We start from the raw sequence: 18,261 nt of genomic DNA on the forward strand, positions 1-18,261 counted from the left end.
CGTCGATCATGGAGTTGTGCTGGGCGACAAAGCGCCCGTCGTAGGGCGCAACGGGCACCACAACTCCATGATCGACGGGGCTGGACCGCCGCGGGTCACTGACCGGGAATCACCAGACCGGACTCGTAGGCGACCATCACCGCCTGGGCGCGGTCGCGCAGGTTGAGTTTGGCGAGCAGGTTGCCGACGTGCGTCTTCACCGTGTGCTCGCTGAGGTGGTGGTGGGCGGCGATCTCGGCGTTGGACAGACCCGCCGCGATCAGGCGCAGCACGTCCGTCTCGCGAGCGGTGAGCGCGGTCACCGCGGCGGCCCGCGCCGGATCCGGGTGACCGCGCCGGTGCAGTTCGCCGATCACCCGTGCGGTGACGCCGGGGGCGAGCAACGCGTCGCCGGCGGCGACCACGCGGACCGCGTTCACCAGGTCGGCCCGGGGTGCGTCCTTGAGCAGGAAGCCGCTGGCGCCGGCACGCAACGCCGCGTACAGGTAGTCGTCGGTGTCGAACATGGTCAGGGCGAGGACCCGGCTCGGCGTACGGGCGCAGACCTGGCGGGTCGCGGCGACCCCGTCGAGGACGGGCATCCGCATGTCCATCAGGACGACGTCGGGTCGGTGGTCGAGAGCGGCACGCACGGCGCCCGCGCCGTCGGCGGCCTCGGCGACCACCTCGATGTCCGGCTCGGCGCCGAGGATCGTCGCGAACCCGGCCCGGAACAGGTCCTGATCGTCGGCGAGCACGACGCGCAGCATCAGCCGACCGCCGACGCCGGCAGGGGCAGGGTGGCGGTGACAGTGAAGCCGTGCCCGTCGGACGCCGGGCCGGTGCGCAGGCTTCCCCCGCAGGCCTGGGCCCGCTCGCGCATGCCGACGATCCCGTACCCGGGCATGCCGGTGCCGGCCGCCCGGTCGCCGCTGCCGTCATCGGTGATCGACACGGTGAGCGAGTCAGGTGCGTGGTCCAGCAGGACGTGGACCGATCGCGCCCCGGCGTGCCGGACCACGTTGGTAAGGGACTCCTGCACGATCCGGTACGCCGCGACCCCGACGTCCGCGGGTGGCGCGAACGGCGACGGGGAGGCACCCCCGAACGGCGTCCCGGAGGTGACCTCGAGGACGGCGTCGAGGCCGGTGGCGCGGACACGGTCGACAAGGACGGGGAGCTGGGCCAGTCCCGGCTGGTCGAACGGTTCGTCGGCGGGTTCACGCAGGCTGCCGACCGCGCGGCGCAGCTGGGTGGCCGCGTCCCTGCCGGTGGCCGCGATGGCGGCGAACGCGGCGTCGGCGCGTTCGGGTTGGTCGCGCACCAGCAGCGGCCCCGCCTCCGCCTGCACGACCATGACGCCGACCGCGTGGGTGAGGATGTCGTGCAGGTCGCGGGCGATCCGGGCGCGTTCGCGCAGCACTGCCGCCGCGAGGTCACCGGCGACGCGGCGATCCCGTTCGGCGCGGGCCTGGGCGTGGGTACGGCGGGCCCGGGCGCTGGTCCCCAGGGCGTACGAGAAGAGGTAGGCGACCGACAGGTAGCGCAGCACCTCCACGTCCGGGTGCGGATACAGCAGCGAGAACAGCAGGCCGGCGGCGGTGAGCACGATGCCGAGCAGGCGGACCGCAAGCGAGGATCGCGCCGCGAACGTGTAGACGCAGACGAGCGGGCCGACCGGCAGCAGCGGGGGCGCGCCGAGCGAGGCCGAGACCGTCGTGGCGACCCCCACCACGACGGCGACCGGGACCAGCGCGCGGTCCCGCCACAGCACCGGGACCGAGGACGCGACCGCCAGCGGCAGCACCCACCAGGCGGGTGGCCCGTCGGCCACGGCCGGCAGCACTGTCGCGGCGACGGCGGCCACCGTGACAGCGAGATTGACGTACCGCTTCACGTCGGCAGTATCGTCCGGCCCGGTTCCTCCGCGCCTCCCTCCACAGGACCAGAACACCTCCACCGCGTACGGCGATCCGCACCGGCCAACCCTCGCCACACGATTGGCGCATGATGACGATCGTCGCCGCGCTCCTCAGTGGCCTGCTCTGGCTCGGCGGGTGCGGGCTGCACCCCGTTGCCGCGTTGACCTGGCTCGCCCCGATCCCGCTGATCCTCGCCTCGGTGCGGGTACGCCGGAGGACCGCGCTCGGCGCGACGATCCTCGCCTGGTCGATCGGGCAGCTCGACATGGTCAGGTACTACCACGGCACCCTGGGCCTTCCGGTCCCCGCGGTCGCCGCCGTGCTCGGCCTCGGCCTCGGCCTGGCGGCCGGCACGGTAGTGCTCGCCCGTGCCCTGCTGCTGCGGGGGCGAACCGTGCGCGCCGTCCTCACCGTGCCGGCACTGTGGGTGCTCGGCGAGTACGCGGCGTCGCACCTGTTCCCGCAGGGGGCGTGGTGGAGTCTCGCCTACACGCAGGCCGACGTCCGGCCGGTCATCCAGATGACCGCGCTCACCGGCGTCTGGGGCGTCACCTACCTGCTGCTCGCCGTCCCGATCGCTGTCGCCGCCGTGCTCGGCAGCGCACTGCCAACAGGCACCGGCCGGCTCGACCGCACCGCCCTCGCCTGCCTGCTCGCCCTCCTGCTCGGCGCCGGCGGGTGGTCGGCCTGGTCACTGGGTCGTTCAGCCGACCCGGCCGAGCCGCTTACCGTCGGTCTGCTCGCCCTGCGGCAGTCCACGGACGGGCTCCCGATCGACGAACCGTCCGGCCGGGACCTGCTCGCCCGGTACGCCGCGCGGGTGGCGGACCTGACCGCCCGTGGGGCACGGATCGTGGTGCTGCCGGAGAAGGTGTTCGCCGTGACGGACACGACCCTGCCCCTGCTCGTGGACGCGCTGCGGCAGGCCGGGGCCCAGATCGTCGTCGGCACGGTGCTGTGGCGGGCCGGCACGGCCAGCAACGTCGCGCTGGTGCTGGACCCGGATGGCGGCGTCACGACGTACCAGAAACAGCATCTGGTCCCCGGCCTGGAGGAGTGGCTGACGCCGGGCGACGACGACGTCATCGTGAACGGGCGGTTCGGCGTTGCCATCTGCAAGGACCTCGACTATCCCGGCCTGGTCCGGCGGTATCGGGCGGAGGGCGCCTCGGTGCTGCTCGTCCCCGCCCTGGACTTCACCTCCGACGGTTGGCTGCACGGTCGCATCGCAATGGTCCGGGGTGTGGAGAACGGAATCACAGTGGTCCGCGCCGCCGAGTTGGGCCGGCTGACGGTAAGCGACGGCGGCGGCAGACTGCTGGGTGACGTCAGCGCCGGTGACGCGGAGTTGCTGGTAACGGCCGCTCCGACCACCGGATGGGGCACTGTCTACTCGCGTACGGGAGATTGGTTTCCGTTGTTGTCCCTGGTCTTGTTGGTCGTCGCCGTCGAGGGGTCGGCGTCTGGCTCCAGGAGGACAGCTGATCGCAAACGGTCCATGGTGGTCACTGCACAGAGTCACCAGGCCCGCAACCGCTGAGCGGACTCTCCAGCGTGCCCCGGTGAAGAAGTTCACAGGGGTTGGGCGATCGTCACCGACCGTGCCTAACGTCGGTCGGGTTCGCCAACGCGGACACCACGGCCGGCAACGCCAAATCCTGCCCCCGGTCGTCGGAACCCAGTCACCGGGCAGGAGCGGGGGACCCACACGTTCCTCGGTGCATGTCACCTCGGGGTGAAGCCGCCACCGTGCGGCCGGGCTCCTCGGCCCGAACCCGACAGCTCACCTCGCCGGCGTGGAGGAAGCTCACATGACGTCTGTCTACACCCCCCGTCATCGACGGGTCACCACCCGCCGCCTCGCCGTCGGCACCCTGGCTGTCGGTGCGGTCACCGGCGCCGTCGCCCTCTTCGGGCCGGCCGCCCCGGCGCAGGCCGCGGTCAACTGGGACGCGATCGCCAAGTGCGAGTCCGGCGGCAACTGGAAGATCAACACCGGGAACGGCTACTACGGCGGACTGCAGTTCTCCCAGAGCACCTGGGCCGGTTACGGCGGCAAGAAGTACGCCGCCCGCGCCGACCTGGCCAGCCGCGGCGAGCAGATCGCGATCGCCGAGAAGGTACTCGACGGGCAGGGCATCGGCGCCTGGCCGACCTGCGGCAAGAAGGGCGGATCGACCGGCGGCTCGGCCACGAAGTCGACCAAGCCCACCACCAAGTCGACCAAGCCCACCACGAAGTCGACCAAGCCCACCGAGCGGCCGTCGCGCGGCGAGCAGCCGGCGACCCGCAGCCACGAACGCACCGCGCCGACCACCGGCGGCCAGACGTACCTGGTCAAGCCGGGGGACACCCTGTCGGAGATCGCTGACGGCCACCGGGTGACCGGCGGTTGGCAGGCGCTGTACGAGCACAACCGGCAGCTGATCGGGGCCGACCCGGGCCTGATCTTCCCGGGTCAGCGGCTCAGCCTCTGATCGTTTCCCGACGCAGCGGCTCAGCCTCTGACGGATGACACGCGAACGCTCGGCCGGATCACCGGCCGAGCGTTCGTGCGTGTGATGCCAATCAGCCCCGCGCGCTCGTACCCCCGGGGGAAGGCCGTCACGCCGCGGACGCGGACGCCTTCGGCCCTCGGTGCGACGTGACCGGACCGGCGTTCCAGCCCCACCGGGGAGCCGGTGCGCTGCTCTCCCCGGACCAACCCGTGCCGCCCTCCTCGCTGTCGCCGCCGTCGGTGGTCGTCTCGACCGGGGCGGGTGTGCTGCGGGCCAGGCGTATCGACTGCTCGGCGCCGGCGCGGGCCGCACAGGGCCAGGACTGCCCGGCGCACTGGAGGTTGCGGCAGTGACCCTCGTCGTCCGGCTCGTGGGCGCTCAGCACATCGATCGCCAACTGCCAGAGCAGCGGGTCGGTCACGTCGTGCGGGCGCTCGGCGTTGCGGCTCACTCGGTTGCTGGTGTCGTCGGACATGCTGGGTCCCCCCTTGTCAGGCTGTACCCCCCAAGGGTCACCCGTCAGCCGCCGGCTAAACCGCCGACCTGCTGTGATGTGTCTCCGATCGCACCTCTTCGGATGGACACCGCACGCAGATCGGTCAATCCGGCAGCAGCGGCATCTCGACGCCCGGCTCCCGGCCGAGCAGCACCGCCCGGGTGAGCGCCGCCGATCCGAACCGGTCGCGGACCGCGTCCACAGCGGCGTCCAGCTCCGCACCCGGGTCGCTGTGGAACGGCAGCTCCGGCTGCACCGGGCTGTCGTCCAGATTGCCCACCGAGACACCGATCAGCGTGACACCACGACTGTCGATCTCGGGCTGGGCCGCCCGCAACAGCGCCCGCGCGGCGGCGAGCAACGGGGTCGTGTCGGCTGTCGCCTTGTCCACTGTGTGCGAGCGGGTCGCCCGGGTGTAGTCGCCGAAACGCAGCCGCAGCACCACTGTGCGCCCGGCCCGCCCGGCCGCGCGCATCCGCCGGGAGACCCGGTCGACAAGGCCGGCGAGGATGGCGTCCAACTCCGCCGGGGCGTGCGGGCTGCGGCTCAGTGCGTGCTGGGCACCCATCGATCCGCGTCGTCGACCGACCTGCACCGCGCGTGGGTCACGGTTGTGCGCCAGGGCGTGCAGGTGCCGCCCGGAGCCGGACCCGAGCAGAGACACCAACGCGGCCTCGCCGAGCCGCGCCACCTCGCCGACGGTACGGATCCGGTGCGCCCGCAACTTCGCCGAGGTGACCGGGCCGACGCCCCACAGCCGCTCGACCGGCAGCGGGTGCAGGAACGCCACCTCGGCGTCCGGTGCGACAACCAGCAGCCCGTCCGGCTTCGCCACCCCACTGGCCACCTTCGCCAGGAACTTCGTGCGGGCCACCCCCACCGTGATCGGTAGGTGGACCCCGGCCCAGACCTCCCGGCGCAGCCGCTCGGCGATCTCGGTCGGCGACCCGACCAGCCGCCGCAGGCCACCCACGTCCAGGAACGCCTCGTCGATGGAGAGCCCCTCGACAAGCGGGGTGGTCTGCCGGAAGATCTCGAAGACCGCGCGGCTCGCCGCCGTGTACGCCGACATCCGGGGCGGCACCACTATCGCCTCCGGGCACAGCCGGCGCGCCTGCTGGCCACCCATCGCGCTGCGTACGCCCCGGGCCTTCGCCTCGTAGCTGGCCGCGAGGACCACGCCCCCGCCGACGATGACCGGCCGCCCGCGCAGGCGCGGGTCGTCACGCTGCTCGACCGACGCGTAGAACGCGTCCAGGTCGGCGTGCAGGATGTGGGCGCCGGACGACACGTACACATGTTCGCATGACGTCCGGCGGCGACGGCGGTGAGCTGGGCGAACGCCCATGTCAGTCCAGGCAGAACTCGTTGCCCTCGGGGTCGGCCATGACGAGGTGACCGGCCCCCAGCGGGGGAGCGGGCTCGTGCCGGGTGAGCCGGGTGGCCCCGTGCGCGACGAGCCGGTCCGCCTCCGTTTCCAGGGCCGCCATCCGCTCGTCGCCGGCCAGCCCGGGAGCGGCCCGCACATCGACGTGTACCCGGTTCTTGACCTGCTTGGGCTCCGGCACTCGCTGGAAGAACAGCCGAGGACCCGAGCCGTCGGGGTCGACCACCGCCGAGGCGTCGTTGCGGCGCTCCGGGGGCACTCCCATCGCTTCGAGGGCCTGGTCCCACGACTCGAAGTCTCCGGGGGGAGGCTGCACCTGGTAGCGGAGCGCCTCGGCCCAGAACGTCGCCAGTGCGGCCGGGTCGGCGCAGTCGAACGTGATCTGGATGTCGCGGGCCATCTCGGCTCCCTGTTTCCTGGTCTGGTCGGTCATGGTCCGAAGCCTCTCGCGGATAGCGGACAGGGATGTTCCGCTATCCGTGAAACGATCGACGGATGAGCGTCGAGGCGACCACCGAGCGGGTCCTTCGGCTGCTGGCGCTGCTGCAACGGCGACCGTCCTGGACGGCCGGCGAGCTCGCTGCCGAGCTGGGGGTCACCAGCCGTTGTGTGCGCCGTGACGTGCAGCGTCTGCGTGCGCTCGGTTACCCCGTGTACGCGACGGCGGGCGTGGGCGGTGGTTACCAACTCGGTGCGGGCACCCGGCTGCCGCCGCTGCTCCTCGACGACGAGGAGGCGATCGCGACAGCGGTCTCCCTGCGGCTCGCCTCGGGCGGCACGGTCGCCGGGGCGGGGGAGGCGGCGCTGCGGGCGCTCGCGAAGCTCGACCAGGTGATGCCGGCGCGGCTGCGCGCCGAGGTGCGGGCCGTGCACGGCTCGACGGAGACCCTGATCGGCCCGGTGGCCGAGATCGACGCGGAGTTGCTGGTGACGCTCGCACGGGCCTGTCGCGACGCCGTGCGGGTCCGGTTCAGCTACGCCGCCCGCGACGGCGGGGCGCAGGAGCGGACTGTCGAGCCGGTCCGGATGGTCACCACGGGTCGCCGCTGGTATCTGATGGGCTGGGACGTCGACCGCGACGACTGGCGCACGTTCCGCCTGGATCGGATGGCCGCCGCGGTGGCGACGACCTGGCGGTTCCGGGCCCGCGACCACCCGGATCCGGTCGCCTTCGTGCAGCGGTCGGTGACTGGGGCGCCGTACCGGTATGTCGCCCGGGCGCGGGTGCGCGCCCATCCCGACCGGGTGCGGGCGGTGGTGCCACCCCAGGTGGGGCGGGTCGAGGAGGACAGCGACGGGTGGTGTGTGCTGGTCGTCGGCGGTGAGAGCCTGGACTGGCTCGCCGCGCACCTCGCCCGCCTGGATTACCAGGTGGAGGTGTTGGAGCCGCCGGAGCTGCGCGAGGCGGCCGGGCTGCTCGCCCGCCGCCTCGCGGCGATGGCCGGGGCGGCGTCGCAGCGCAGCGTGTAGTGGCGCAGCGACACCGGACTGCCGTCGGGTGTGGTCCACGGTGCGGTGCTGACGTCGGTGCACAGCCAGCCGGTGCGCTCGTAGAGGGCAATAGCCGCGGTGTCGCCGGAGGTCACGTCGAGCACCAGATCAATGCCGCGCGCGCTCGCCCACTGCCGTGCCCGCGCCAGTAGCGCGCCGCCCAGCGCCAACCCTCGGGCGGCCGGCGCCACGAAGAGACGCGCGAACTCGGCCGTTGGTCGGGCGGGCAGCCCGCTCGCCGGGCTGGGCACCCGGTGCACCGCGACGTGCCCCACAATGGCGGCGGCGTTGTCAGCGTCGGCGTCGGCGTTGTCGGCGGCGACCGCGACCCAAGCGCGAGCCGGGTGTGGTTCGCGCAGCCAGCCGTGCGGGTCGGCGGGCCAGTTCAGCGGATACCCGTCGACCCGGTGGACCTCGGCGAGGGCCGCGACACACCCGTCGAGGTCGGTAGCGCGCCGGCGGCGGATCCGCGGCGGGATCACAGGTCGTCGAACGGGCGGGCGTAGCGGAACTCGCCCCGGATCGATCCGCGCCACGCGGTGAGCGGCCGCGCCATGAAGTACTGCGGACCCCACGGCTGCGGCGGCGTGACCCCCACCTCGACGGCCGGCCCGAAGCCGAAGCGCGGGTAGTACTCGGGGTGCCCGAGCAGCACCACGAGGGGCTCGTCGCGGGCGTCGGCCGCACCGAGCACCGCGTGCACAAGCGCGCTGCCGACGCCGCGCCGCTGCCATTCCGGCAGCACACCGAGCGGCCCGAGGCCCAACGCCACCGGCTCACCGCCCACCCGGCCGCGGGTGGCCACCACGTGGCCCACCACCTGGCCGTCCGAATCGACAGCCACCAGGGAGTACGCGGGCAGCCAGCCCTCGTCGGCCCGCAGCGCGTCGACAAGGGTCGCCTCGACCGGTAGGGCCTGGCCCCCGTCGTTCCCGTCGCCGCCGGTTCCGCCGAACGCGGCGGCGTGCACCGCCCGGATGGCGTCGACGTCAGCGGGTGTCTCGCGTCTGATCAGCACCGCGCCACGATACGGGTGTCCCCGGCGACGACTCCACGCGTTTATCCCGCCGAACGCCGTGCGGGCCGGGTCGGGCGTGGGTCAGCCGACGGCGGTGGCCGAGGGTGGGGCGCTGCCGCCCTGCGGTGCCTGCGGCGTCATCAGGCGCACGATCGTCGCCTGGTCGGCTGCCGAGGGCAGACCCCAGTGCGGCTGGTAGCCGTACACCTCGTGCAGTGGGGTGGAGCCGGTGCGGCCGTCCAGGATCTCCACGGCGTCGGTGCCGATCAGGCCGGGGTGCTCCACGCCGCAGGCCTCGGCGACCTTGGTCAGGTCGCGGCGCAGGGTCCGCAGGTAGTTGGCCGCCCGGACCGACTTCGACGCCGGGTCCAGGCCCCGTGCCAGCCAGGCGTTCTGCGTCGCCACCCCGGTGGGACAGGTGTCGGTGTGGCACTTCTGGGCCTGGATACAGCCGATCGCCAGCATCGCCTCCCGACCCACGTTGACCAGGTCGCAGCCGAGCGCGAACGCCACGACGGCGTTGTCCGGCAGGCCGAGCTTGCCGCCGCCGGCGAAGACCACCCGCTCGTGCAGGTCCCGCTCGGCGAAGATCTTGTAGACCCGGGAGAAGCCCTGCTGGAACGGGAGCGACACGGAGTCGCTGAAGATCAGCGGCGCGGCGCCGGTGCCACCCTCGCCGCCGTCGATCGTCACGAAGTCCACGCCCCGGCCGGTGTCGCGCATCAGGTCCGCCAGCTCCCGCCAGAAGTCCAGGTCACCGACCGCCGACTTGATGCCGACCGGCAGGCCCGTCTCGGTGGCCAGCAACTCCACCCAGTCGAGCAGGCTGTCACAGTCGGAGAACTCGGCGTGCCGGGACGGGCTGACGCAGTCCTGACCAGCCGGGATGCCCCGGGTGGCGGCGATCTCGGCGGACACCTTCGCCCCGGGCAGCAGCCCACCGAGGCTCGGCTTGGCGCCCTGGCTCAGCTTGATCTCCAATGCCCGTACGGGTGCGCCGGCGACCAGGTCCTTCAGCCGCTCCAGGCTGAACCGGCCGTGCTCGTCCCGGCAGCCGAAGTACGCGGTGCCCAGCTGGAAGACCAGGTCGCCGCCGTTGCGGTGGTACGGCGACAGGCCGCCCTCGCCGGTGTTCTGTAGACAGCCGGCGAGCGCGGCCCCCTTGTTCAACGCGGTGACGGCATTGCCGGAGAGCGAGCCGAAGCTCATCCCGGAGATGTTGACCACCGACTCCGGGCGGAAGGCGCGGGCTCGCCCCCGGGCCGCGCCGAGCACCTTCGCGCAGGGCAGCCGCACGTCGTGTCCGGCGGTCGGGGTCGACGGCGGCACCGCCCGGCCGAACGTGCGGTGCTTGATGATCGGGTAACCGCGGGTGTGCTCGATGTCGTTGTCAGTGCCGAAGCCGAAGTAGTTGTTCTCCTGCTTGGCCGACGCGTACACCCAGCGGCGCTGGTCGCGGGTGAACGGGCGTTCCTCGTCGTTGCCGGCCACGATGTACTGCCGCAGCTCCGGCCCGATCGCCTCCAGCAGGTAACGGGCGCGGCCGAGCACCGGAAAGTTGCGCAGCAACGCGTGGTCGCGCTGGATCAGATCCCGCGCGGCGAGCGCCGCGACAGCGGCGGCAGCGGCGGGTACGGCTCGACGGGCCCATCTCATACCGAGGACTCTTTCCGCCGGGCCCGTGGATCAAACCGGCGAGCTGGCTGGTGGCGGTGCGGGGCGGCCCCGCACCGCCACCGGCGAGGCTCAGCGGTGCCGGTACGACTCGCGGACCGACCCGCCGACGATGGTGCACCACGTGCTCGTGCTGAGCTTGCCGTTGCGCGGCAGCCCGTGCAGCGCCTGAAGGTCCTGCACGGCGGCCCGGGTGGCGTGGTCGTACGCCCCGGTGACGGTGACCGCGTACCCCTTGGTGGCGAGGATTTCCTGCACTGCCGTGACCGGCGCACCGGTGGCGTGCTGGTCCAGCTCCGGCGCGAGGGTCTCCCAGGTCGGCGGGGTGAGGGTCGCGTCCACGTCCACCGCAATGCCGTTGCGGGCCTGCCAGTCCTGCACGGCCGCCACTGTCGCGGCGTCGAACGTGCCGCTGACCGTCACCGTGTAGCCCCGGTGGACGAGCAGGTGCTGCACCACCCGGACGGAGGGGGAGTTGACGAAGCGCCAGAGGTCCGGCCAGCGACGCGCGGGCACGTCACCGAGCGTGGTGCCGAGGGCGGCGTGCACCCGCCGCCGCAGGTCCGGGAACTGGCGGTAGAAGGCGGCGCCCGGGCACTCGGTGGTGCGGAAGTCCCAGTGGCCGAAGATGTCGAACGCGTGCAGCCCGTACTGCCGGCAGACCGCGACGCAGAGCTTCACCAGGGAGTCGGTAAGCGCCTTCGGCGGCGTCTCGGTGACGTAGGTGCCCTCGTTCTCGATGCCGATGGCCCGGCCGTTCTCGCCCGGGCAGTGCGCCGAGATCATCTGCCGGTCGCCGGCTTCGAGGCGCTCCAGGCTGCCCCGACGGCCCTCCAGCACGTAGCCGCCGCGGCTCACCGTGAAGTGCTGGCCGGTGTCCGACCACCCGTTGCCGTCCATGTGCAGGTCCTGGCAGTCGTGGGCCAGCTTGACCGCCTGCTCGCGGGAGTAGTCGGTGACGTTCGGGAACGCCATGTGGTGCACGATGATCTTGTTGGTGGCGATGGCGCTCACCGACAGCGGGTCCTTCGGCGGGCGGGCGGCCCACTCGTCGCAGCTGATGATCCAGTCGAGGTCGGTGCCGGGGGCGGCCTGGGCCGCCCCGGGGAAGGCGAGTTCGCTTCCGACGACGGCGACCGTGGCGGCGCCGAGACCAGCGCGCAGCAGCGTCCGCCGGTCCACTTCGGAATTGTCGACGTGCATCGTGTCTCCTCCTGCGGCCGACGGCGGGGGATGAAAAGTAGCTCCAGTGGCCGCACGTATCCCGGAGGATATTGCCAGGGCTTGCCCGCGCGCTAGGGGTCCCGGTCCGTGATCCAGCTGATCGGGCCGGCAGTGGCTGGCGTTTCCCCACGTCGGCTCGGGGGTAGGTCGGGGACTGACCATCCCCGGCTGCGCGTAAAGGAATGACCAGATGAGTGACAACGTCAGCGACGCGGTGGGCGACGCCCTCCGTTCGGTGATGCTCTTCCTGCCCAAGGCCGTCGCGTTCCTGGCGATCCTGGTGGCTGGTTGGCTGATCGCCAAGGCCGTCCTGAAGATCGTGGAGAAGGTCCTGGAACGGGTGGGCTTCGACCGCGCCGTCGAACGCGGCGGCATCCGCCGCGCGTTGAGCCGATCCCGGTACGACGCCAGCGACATCGTCGCGAAGCTCGTCTACTACGCGGTGCTGCTGTTCACCCTTCAGCTCGCCTTCGGCATCTGGGGGCCGAACCCGATCTCCGACCTGCTCGCCGCGGTGATCTCGTGGTTGCCCCGGGCCTTCGTCGCGATCGTCATCGTCGTGGTCGCCGCCGCCATCGCCAACGCGGTGAAGGACATCATCAGCGGCGCGCTCGGCGGGCTGTCCTACGGCCGGGTGCTGGCCACCATCGCCTCGGTGTTCATCCTCGGCCTCGGCGTCATCGCCGCGCTGAACCAGATCGGGGTGGCCACCGCGGTCACCACGCCCGTGCTGATCGCCGTGCTGGCCACGATCGGCGGCATCCTCGTCGTCGGTGTCGGCGGCGGCCTGATCCGTCCGATGCAGAGTCGCTGGGAGTCGTGGCTGACCCGCGCCGAGCAGGAGTCGCGGCTGATCGCCGAGCACACCCACGCGTACCGGGCCGGTCGCCGCGACGCCGAGGCCGAGCTGGCCCGCCGGTCGGCCACCACCGGTGGCGCGGAGGCCACCCAGGTGGTGACCCGGCCCGCCGACGCCGACACCACCCAGGTGGTGACCCGGCCCGCCGACGCCGACACCACCCAGGTGGTGACCCGGCCCGCCGACCCGGAGGCCACCCAGGTCGTCCACTTCCCGGTCAGCTCCGACGTCACCCAGCCGGTCGGTCGCGGCGCCGGCGACACGACGCCGACGCCGGCCCGGCCCGCCGCGACCGACGACACGACCCAGGTGGTCAGGGGCTCGGCCGACTCGGACGTCACGCAGGCGGTGGGCACCGGTGTCGACCCCGACGCGACCCAGGTGGTCCGGGGCGGCACCGATCCCGCGGTGCCCGGGCAGCGGGCCAGCGACGACAGTGAGACCACCACAGTCATTCCGCCGGTGGACCGGCGCTGACGCAGCAGTACGGGGCGGGGCGGGATCGATCTGATCCCGTCCCGCCTCGCGTTGCCCGCCCCGCTCGCCCGGCACGTCGAAAGCGCTGGCCGTGGCCGCGCCGGTTGTCTAGCATCGCGGGCATGACCTGGCGACATTGATCCAGCAGCGTCGGCCGAAACCGTGGGCCGCCACGGGCACCGCACGTCCGGTGTCCGTCTCCACTCCCACGGGAAGGCCAAATGATCCCCAGCGCCACCCGCGTGCCCGACCCGGCGGTCCGCCGGCTGACGACCACCCTCTACGGGTACGCGTTCCTCAGTGACCTCGTGCTGCTCTACCCGCTGTACGTGGTGTTCTTCATCGACAGCGGACTGTCGGTGGGGCAGATCTCGTCGCTCTTCGTCATCTGGTCGGTGGCCGGCATCCTGTTCGAGGTGCCCTCCGGTGCGTGGGCCGACGTGGTGTCCCGACGGCTGCTGCTGTGCCTCGGCCCGCTGGTGGCCGCCGCCGGGTTCGCGCTCTGGGTGCTGGTGCCGTCGTACCCGGCATTCGCCGTCGGTTTCCTGCTCTGGGGCGCGGGTGGCGCACTGGTCTCCGGTGCCCAGGAGGCGTTGGTCTGGACCGAACTGGACCGGCTCGGCGCGACCGGCCGCTACGCCCGGGTGCTCGGCCGGGCGCGGACGGCGGGTGTGCTGGGCGTGGTGCTCTCCGGGGTGCTCGCCGGCCCGGTGCTCGCGGCCGGCGGGTACCCGGCGGTCGGCGCGGCCAGCGTGCTCGCCTGCCTGCTGGCCAGCATCGTCGCCACCCGGTTTCCGGAGCACCGCACGCCAGCCACCGGGTCGACCCGACAAACGTCCGAGCTGGACGACGATGACGGAAACCTGGGGTGGTGGGACACGCTGCGGGCGGCGGTGGCGCAGGTCCGCACCCGTGCGCCGGTACGGAACGCCGTGCTGCTGGTGGCCGTTGTCGCTGCCGACTGGGGTGCCCTGGACGAGTACACGCCGCTGCTGGCCCTGGACACCGGCGTCGGGGCGCAGGCGGTGCCCCTGCTGCTCCTGCTGCTCTGGGCCGGGGTGACAGTCGGCGGGCTGCTCGCCCCGGCGGGAGAGCGGCTGGGCAGTCGAGGGTACGCCGCGCTGCCGGGGCTGGTCGGCGTCGCGCTGGCCGCAGGGGCCCTGCTCCGGCACCCGGCGGGGTTCGTGCTGCTCGCGGTGGCCTTCGGCGCGGCGCAGTTGGCCACCGTGCTTGCCGACGCGCGGCTCCAGGCCCGGGTCACCGGCACCAGCCGCGCCACCGTCACCTCCCTGGCCGGGATGGCCACCGACGTGCTGGTCATCGTGACGTACGCCGGCTACGGCCTGCTCGCCACGGCGGCCGGCAACGCGGTGGCGTTCGCGCTGACCGCCGGGGCGTACCTCGTGGTGGCGGTGGTGCTGCTGACCCGCCGCCGGCGCGGCGCGGCAGTGCCCAGCGGCAGCACCGCGAGCCTGGCACGCGACCCCGGCTGACCCGGCGCCCGGCGGCGGTGTGGCCGCCGCCGGGCCCTCACTCAGCCGGCCAGGTGCAGGAACGACCACTGGTGGCCGTCAAGGTCGCGGAAGCCGCGCATGTACATCGGCCCGTTGACGATCCCCGACCCGAGCGACTCCCCGCCGGCGACCACGGCCCTGTCGACAAGCTCGTCGACCTGCTCCCTGCTCCGGGCCGACAGGCCGACGATGACCTCCCGGCTTGTTGCCGTGTCCGTGGTGGCGACCCCGGTGTACGTCTCGAAGGCCGAGCGGAGGTGCAGCATCAGCCGGGTGGTGTCGGAGACGGTGAGCGCCATGGTGTCGCCCTCCGGCCCGGTCTGGTCGCTGGTGAAGCCGAGCGCCTGGTAGAACTCGGCGGCGGTGGTCAGGTCGCGCACCGGCAGGTTGATGAACGTCATGGTCATCGGTGGTCTCCGTTCGACTCGTCCCGAGGGCTCCAGGCCCCCCTTCGCCTCCGCGCGGCCGGCGGCGTGAGCGCCGGAAGGGGTGCGGGCGTAGGACGACGCCACTGTCATCCTACGGGGCAGACTCGGCCACCGGCGCGGGATCAGGCCACGTCGCCGTCGAGGTAGACCCATCGGCCGTCCTCGCGGACGAACCTGCTGCGTTCGATGATCGTGCCGGGGCGGCCCGCGTCCCGGTAGTGGGCGTGGAACGTCACGGTGCCGGCGGTGTCGAGCAGGCCACCCCGCTCGGTGTCGATGATCTCCAGTCGGGTCCACCGCTGTGCCGGGCTCAGCTCAAGGTCCTCCGGCCGGGTCGAGGAGTGCCAGCTGCGCAGCAGGTAACCGGTGTCGCCCAGGGCGAAGGCGCTGAACCGGGAGCGCATCAACGCCTCGGCGGTCGGTGCCTGCGCGTCGCCGGCGTGCACGGGCGCGCAACAGGCGGCGTACGCCTGGCCGGAGCCGCACGGGCAGGCCGGCGGTGTCGTCGCGCCCGCCCGTCGTCGTCCCGCACGCTTGCCCACGCCGCCATCCTGCCGCACCGCCGAGCGGCCCCGGCGGCCGGCCGTCACCGGCCCAACGCCACCGGCAGGGGCACCGGCCGCTTCGCGACCCGGTCGTCCCCGGACGACCTGCCGCGCAGGTGCCGGACCAGCCAGGGCAGCAGGTGCCGGCGGGTCCAGGCCAGCTCGGCGCCGAGCACCTCCCCGCGGCGGCGCGGCGGCGCCGGCGGCAACGAGGCCTTCCAGGAGTCGTCGAACCCGGGCAGCCCGACGGTGTACGCCAGCGCGGCGGCGATCCGCTCGTGCCCGGCGCTGTTGGCGTGCAGCCGGTCGTCGCTCCACAGCCGGGGATCGGAGGCGACCGGGAGGGCACCCAGGTCGACAAGGGACGCCCCGGTCCGCGCGGTGGCGGCGCGCATCGCCTCGTTGAGCGCGAGCATCCGGCCCCGCAGTGGCCGGGCCAGGGGCATCACCGTGGCGGGGTCCGGCATCGTGAACGTCAGCACGGTGGCGCCCTGCCCGACGAGCGCCCGCTGCATCGCCTCCACGTCTCCCGCGACCTGCTCCGCGTCGAACGAGGGGCGCAGCACGTCGTTCATGCCGGCGACCACTGTGGCCAGGTCGGGTGCGAGGTCGAGGGCGGGTTGCAGCTGCTCGGCCCGGATCTGCGCGGTGGTCCGGCCCCGGATGGCCAGGTTCGCGTAGTCCAGCCCGCCGCCCTGTGCCTCGGCCACCGCCAGCGCGAACCGGTCGGCCCAGCCCCGGTAGCCGCCCGCCTCGTCCGGGTCGTCGAGCCCTTCGGTGGTGCTGTCGCCGATCGCCACGTACCGCTGCCACATCACGGCTGCGAGATTAGCCGCTGCCCGCCCGGTGCCGCACGCCCGCGGCGTCAGAGCCAACCCGAGCGCCGGAACAGCCGGTACAGGCCCAGGGCGACCACGGCCATCAGGCAGATGGCACCGGCGTAGCCGTAGCGCCAGGCCAACTCGGGCATGTGGTCGAAGTTCATGCCGTAGATGCCGGCGATGCCGGTCTGGGTGGCGGCGATGGCCGCCCACGCCGCGATCTTGCGCATGTCGTTGTTCTGTTCGACGGCGAGCTGCGCCAACCGGGACTGCACGATCGAGGTGAGCAGGTCGTCGTACGCGGCGACCCGGTCGACGGCCCGGCTCAGCCGGCCGTCCACGTCGACGAACCAGCGGTGCAGGGCGCGTGGTGGGCCCTCGGGGTCGAGCAGCGTCCGCATCGGCGCCTGCAACGGCAACACCGCCCGTTTGAACTCCACCACCTCCCGTTTGAGCTGGTAGATGTGCTGGATGTCGGCGCTGCGGTCGCGGGCGAACACCGCCTCCTCGACCCGTTCCAGATCCCGCTCCACGTGCCCGGCCACCTCCAGGTAGGAGTCGACCATCCGGGCGCAGACCGCGTACGCCACCGCCCAGGGCCCGGCGGCCAGCAGCGCGGGGCGGCGCTCGATGTCGGCACGGACGCTGCGCAGCGCCCCGGCCGCGCCGTGCCGCACGGTGATGGCGAACCGGTCGCCGAGCAGCACCATCACGTCCCCGGTGTCGATCACCTCGGAGGTGTCGGTCAGCTCGTCGTGTTCCACGTACCCGGCGGTGCGCAGCACCAGCAGGGTGACCGACCCGTGCCGCTGCACAGTGGGCCGGTGCCCGTCGGCGAGCGCCTGCTCGACGGTCAGCTCGTCGAGGCCGAAGGTCCGGCCCACAGCGGCGAGCACGGCCGGTCCCGGGTCGTGCAGGCCCAGCCACACGAAGGCGTTGCGCGCGTGCCGGGCCTGGGCGTACGCGTCGGCGTAGTGCGGTCGACCGGGCTCGCGCCGACCGTTGACGTAGACGGCACAGTCGACCACCGCGTCCGGGTTGGACCGGCGCGGGGTGGGGGAGTCGCCCTCGACCCGGCCGAGCAGTCGACGGGCCAGGGCGCGTACGCCTCGACCCGCCCGGTCCCGTACCGGTCGCTGATCCACCGCGTGCCTCCCCGTCGCCCGCGCACCGCCCCGGTCACGGTGCCCGCGGGGATGGTGTCACCGCATTCTGCCGAGCCGGGTCCGACGTCCGACAGTCGGGCGACGGTGCTCAGCCGGTGCGGGTGGCGAAGACGACGACGTTGTCGACGTAGTTGCCGGTAGTGGCGTCGAACCGGCCGCCGCAGGTGATCAGGCGCAGCCCGGCGGTGGCCGCCGGGCCGTAGACGAGGGTGCTGGGAAAGTGCTCCTTCGGGTACGCGCGGACGTCGTCCACGGTGAACGTGGCGACCTGCGCGTCGGCGCGGGTGACCTGGATCTGTTCGCCGGCGCGTAGCCGACCGAGGTCGAAGAAGACCGCCGGTCCGGCGGGGGAGTCGACGTGTCCCACCAGGACGGCGTTGCCGGTTTCGCCGGGGCTGACCCCGTGCCGGTACCAGCCGGCGACTGTGGGCCGGTCCAGTGGCGGCACCTCGAGCACCCCGGCCGCGTCGGCACCGACCGGGACGACCTCGGCGCGGACGTCGATGGCGGTGATCTGCACCCGGACCGGCGCGGCGCGGGGCAGCGGCGCCAGGTCCGGTGCGGGGCGGGTGCGGCGCGGCGCGTCGGCCGGCGGGGGCGGTGGCCGCGTCGGGTCGGCGGTGAGGCCGACGGTGATCAGCCCGAGCCCGCTCACGCCGAGCAGGGCCACCACCGCCGGTAGGGTCCGCCGCCACCACACGTGGGCACACCTCCGTTGGGCGTCGTCGGGGTGCCCGCGCCGGTGTCGCCGGCACGGGCACC

Annotated in this window: 19 protein-coding genes and 1 riboswitch; of the genes, 5 read left to right on the forward strand and 14 right to left on the reverse strand. The window is 73.2% G+C overall.

From position 1 onward, the window contains the following. Positions 1-95 precede the first annotated feature (95 nt). Positions 96-749 carry a response regulator transcription factor gene (locus AB0B85_RS11555; protein ID WP_357406151.1) on the reverse strand — a complete coding sequence of 218 codons (654 nt, stop codon included), beginning with the start codon at positions 747-749 and terminating at the stop codon, positions 96-98. After that, the gene (locus AB0B85_RS11560) at positions 749-1,876 is read right to left on the reverse strand and encodes a histidine kinase (RefSeq protein WP_357406153.1); all 1,128 of its coding nucleotides are present in this window, start codon (positions 1,874-1,876) and stop codon (positions 749-751) included. Before AB0B85_RS11560 ends, AB0B85_RS11555 begins: the two co-directional genes overlap by 1 nt. Before the next feature lie 110 nt (positions 1,877-1,986). On the opposite strand from AB0B85_RS11560, the gene AB0B85_RS11565 reads away from it, so the two are divergent. Together AB0B85_RS11565 and AB0B85_RS11570 are read left to right on the forward strand one after the other, a co-directional pair. Then, positions 1,987-3,441, forward strand: coding sequence for a nitrilase-related carbon-nitrogen hydrolase (locus tag AB0B85_RS11565; RefSeq protein ID WP_357406155.1), 1,455 nt, complete (start codon positions 1,987-1,989; stop codon positions 3,439-3,441). 99 nt (positions 3,442-3,540) lie between these two features. After that, positions 3,541-3,713, forward strand: a riboswitch (cyclic di-AMP (ydaO/yuaA leader). Next, positions 3,713-4,378 carry a transglycosylase family protein gene (locus AB0B85_RS11570; protein ID WP_357406157.1) on the forward strand — a complete coding sequence of 222 codons (666 nt, stop codon included), beginning with the start codon at positions 3,713-3,715 and terminating at the stop codon, positions 4,376-4,378. Its footprint overlaps the riboswitch before it by 1 nt. 127 nt (positions 4,379-4,505) lie before the next feature. Here AB0B85_RS11570 and AB0B85_RS11575 read toward each other — a convergent pair whose 3' ends face one another. From AB0B85_RS11575 to AB0B85_RS11585, 3 genes are all read right to left on the reverse strand, one after another. Beyond that, complete coding sequence (locus AB0B85_RS11575) at positions 4,506-4,874, reverse strand: hypothetical protein (RefSeq protein ID WP_357406159.1); 369 nt, start codon at positions 4,872-4,874, stop codon at positions 4,506-4,508. 124 nt (positions 4,875-4,998) lie between these two features. Then, positions 4,999-6,186: a DNA polymerase IV gene (gene dinB, locus AB0B85_RS11580; RefSeq protein WP_357406161.1), complete on the reverse strand. Its 1,188-nt coding sequence runs from the start codon at positions 6,184-6,186 to the stop codon at positions 4,999-5,001. A 58-nt stretch (positions 6,187-6,244) separates the two neighbouring features. Continuing rightward, entirely contained in the window at positions 6,245-6,682 is a 438-nt protein-coding gene (locus AB0B85_RS11585; protein WP_357406424.1) for a VOC family protein, read from the reverse strand. A gap of 95 nt (positions 6,683-6,777) precedes the next feature. Between AB0B85_RS11585 and AB0B85_RS11590 the strand changes: the two genes are divergently transcribed. Further along, complete coding sequence (locus AB0B85_RS11590) at positions 6,778-7,752, forward strand: YafY family protein (protein ID WP_357406163.1); 975 nt, start codon at positions 6,778-6,780, stop codon at positions 7,750-7,752. Here AB0B85_RS11590 and AB0B85_RS11595 read toward each other — a convergent pair. The 4 genes from AB0B85_RS11595 to AB0B85_RS11610 form a co-directional block, all read right to left on the reverse strand. Then, on the reverse strand, positions 7,647-8,255 hold the full coding sequence (locus tag AB0B85_RS11595) for a GNAT family N-acetyltransferase (RefSeq protein WP_357406165.1): 609 nt from the start codon (positions 8,253-8,255) through the stop codon (positions 7,647-7,649). The genes AB0B85_RS11590 and AB0B85_RS11595 overlap by 106 nt on opposite strands. Continuing rightward, the gene (locus AB0B85_RS11600; protein WP_357406167.1) at positions 8,252-8,791 is read right to left on the reverse strand and encodes an N-acetyltransferase; all 540 of its coding nucleotides are present in this window, start codon (positions 8,789-8,791) and stop codon (positions 8,252-8,254) included. Before AB0B85_RS11600 ends, AB0B85_RS11595 begins: the two co-directional genes overlap by 4 nt. Positions 8,792-8,872: 81 nt before the next feature. Next, positions 8,873-10,447 carry an FMN-binding glutamate synthase family protein gene (locus tag AB0B85_RS11605; protein WP_357406169.1) on the reverse strand — a complete coding sequence of 525 codons (1,575 nt, stop codon included), beginning with the start codon at positions 10,445-10,447 and terminating at the stop codon, positions 8,873-8,875. A gap of 90 nt (positions 10,448-10,537) precedes the next feature. Next, positions 10,538-11,668, reverse strand: coding sequence for an N-acetylmuramoyl-L-alanine amidase (locus AB0B85_RS11610; protein WP_357406171.1), 1,131 nt, complete (start codon positions 11,666-11,668; stop codon positions 10,538-10,540). Positions 11,669-11,879: 211 nt separating this feature from the next. Between AB0B85_RS11610 and AB0B85_RS11615 the strand changes: the two genes are divergently transcribed. Next, positions 11,880-13,025, forward strand: a complete 1,146-nt coding sequence (locus tag AB0B85_RS11615; RefSeq protein ID WP_357406173.1) for a hypothetical protein — start codon at positions 11,880-11,882, stop codon at positions 13,023-13,025. A gap of 221 nt (positions 13,026-13,246) precedes the next feature. Next, on the forward strand, positions 13,247-14,518 hold the full coding sequence (locus AB0B85_RS11620) for an MFS transporter (protein WP_357406175.1): 1,272 nt from the start codon (positions 13,247-13,249) through the stop codon (positions 14,516-14,518). Positions 14,519-14,559: 41 nt separating this feature from the next. Here the strand turns inward: AB0B85_RS11620 and AB0B85_RS11625 are convergent, their stop codons facing one another. The 5 genes from AB0B85_RS11625 to AB0B85_RS11645 form a co-directional block, all read right to left on the reverse strand. Then, a complete protein-coding gene (locus AB0B85_RS11625; protein ID WP_357406177.1) occupies positions 14,560-14,946 on the reverse strand; it encodes a VOC family protein in 387 nt (128 codons plus the stop codon). A gap of 143 nt (positions 14,947-15,089) precedes the next feature. After that, on the reverse strand, positions 15,090-15,509 hold the full coding sequence (locus AB0B85_RS11630; RefSeq protein WP_357406179.1) for a YchJ family protein: 420 nt from the start codon (positions 15,507-15,509) through the stop codon (positions 15,090-15,092). Between the two features lie 44 nt (positions 15,510-15,553). Beyond that, a complete protein-coding gene (locus AB0B85_RS11635; protein WP_357406426.1) occupies positions 15,554-16,327 on the reverse strand; it encodes an SGNH/GDSL hydrolase family protein in 774 nt (257 codons plus the stop codon). A gap of 50 nt (positions 16,328-16,377) precedes the next feature. Beyond that, positions 16,378-17,478, reverse strand: a complete 1,101-nt coding sequence (locus AB0B85_RS11640) for a magnesium and cobalt transport protein CorA (protein ID WP_357406181.1) — start codon at positions 17,476-17,478, stop codon at positions 16,378-16,380. Positions 17,479-17,587: 109 nt separating this feature from the next. Further along, positions 17,588-18,199: a class F sortase gene (locus AB0B85_RS11645; RefSeq protein ID WP_357406183.1), complete on the reverse strand. Its 612-nt coding sequence runs from the start codon at positions 18,197-18,199 to the stop codon at positions 17,588-17,590. Positions 18,200-18,261 lie beyond the last annotated feature (62 nt).

Origin of the sequence: Micromonospora sp. NPDC049044, assembly GCF_040649215.1 — a bacterium.
Lineage (GTDB): Bacteria > Actinomycetota > Actinomycetes > Mycobacteriales > Micromonosporaceae > Micromonospora.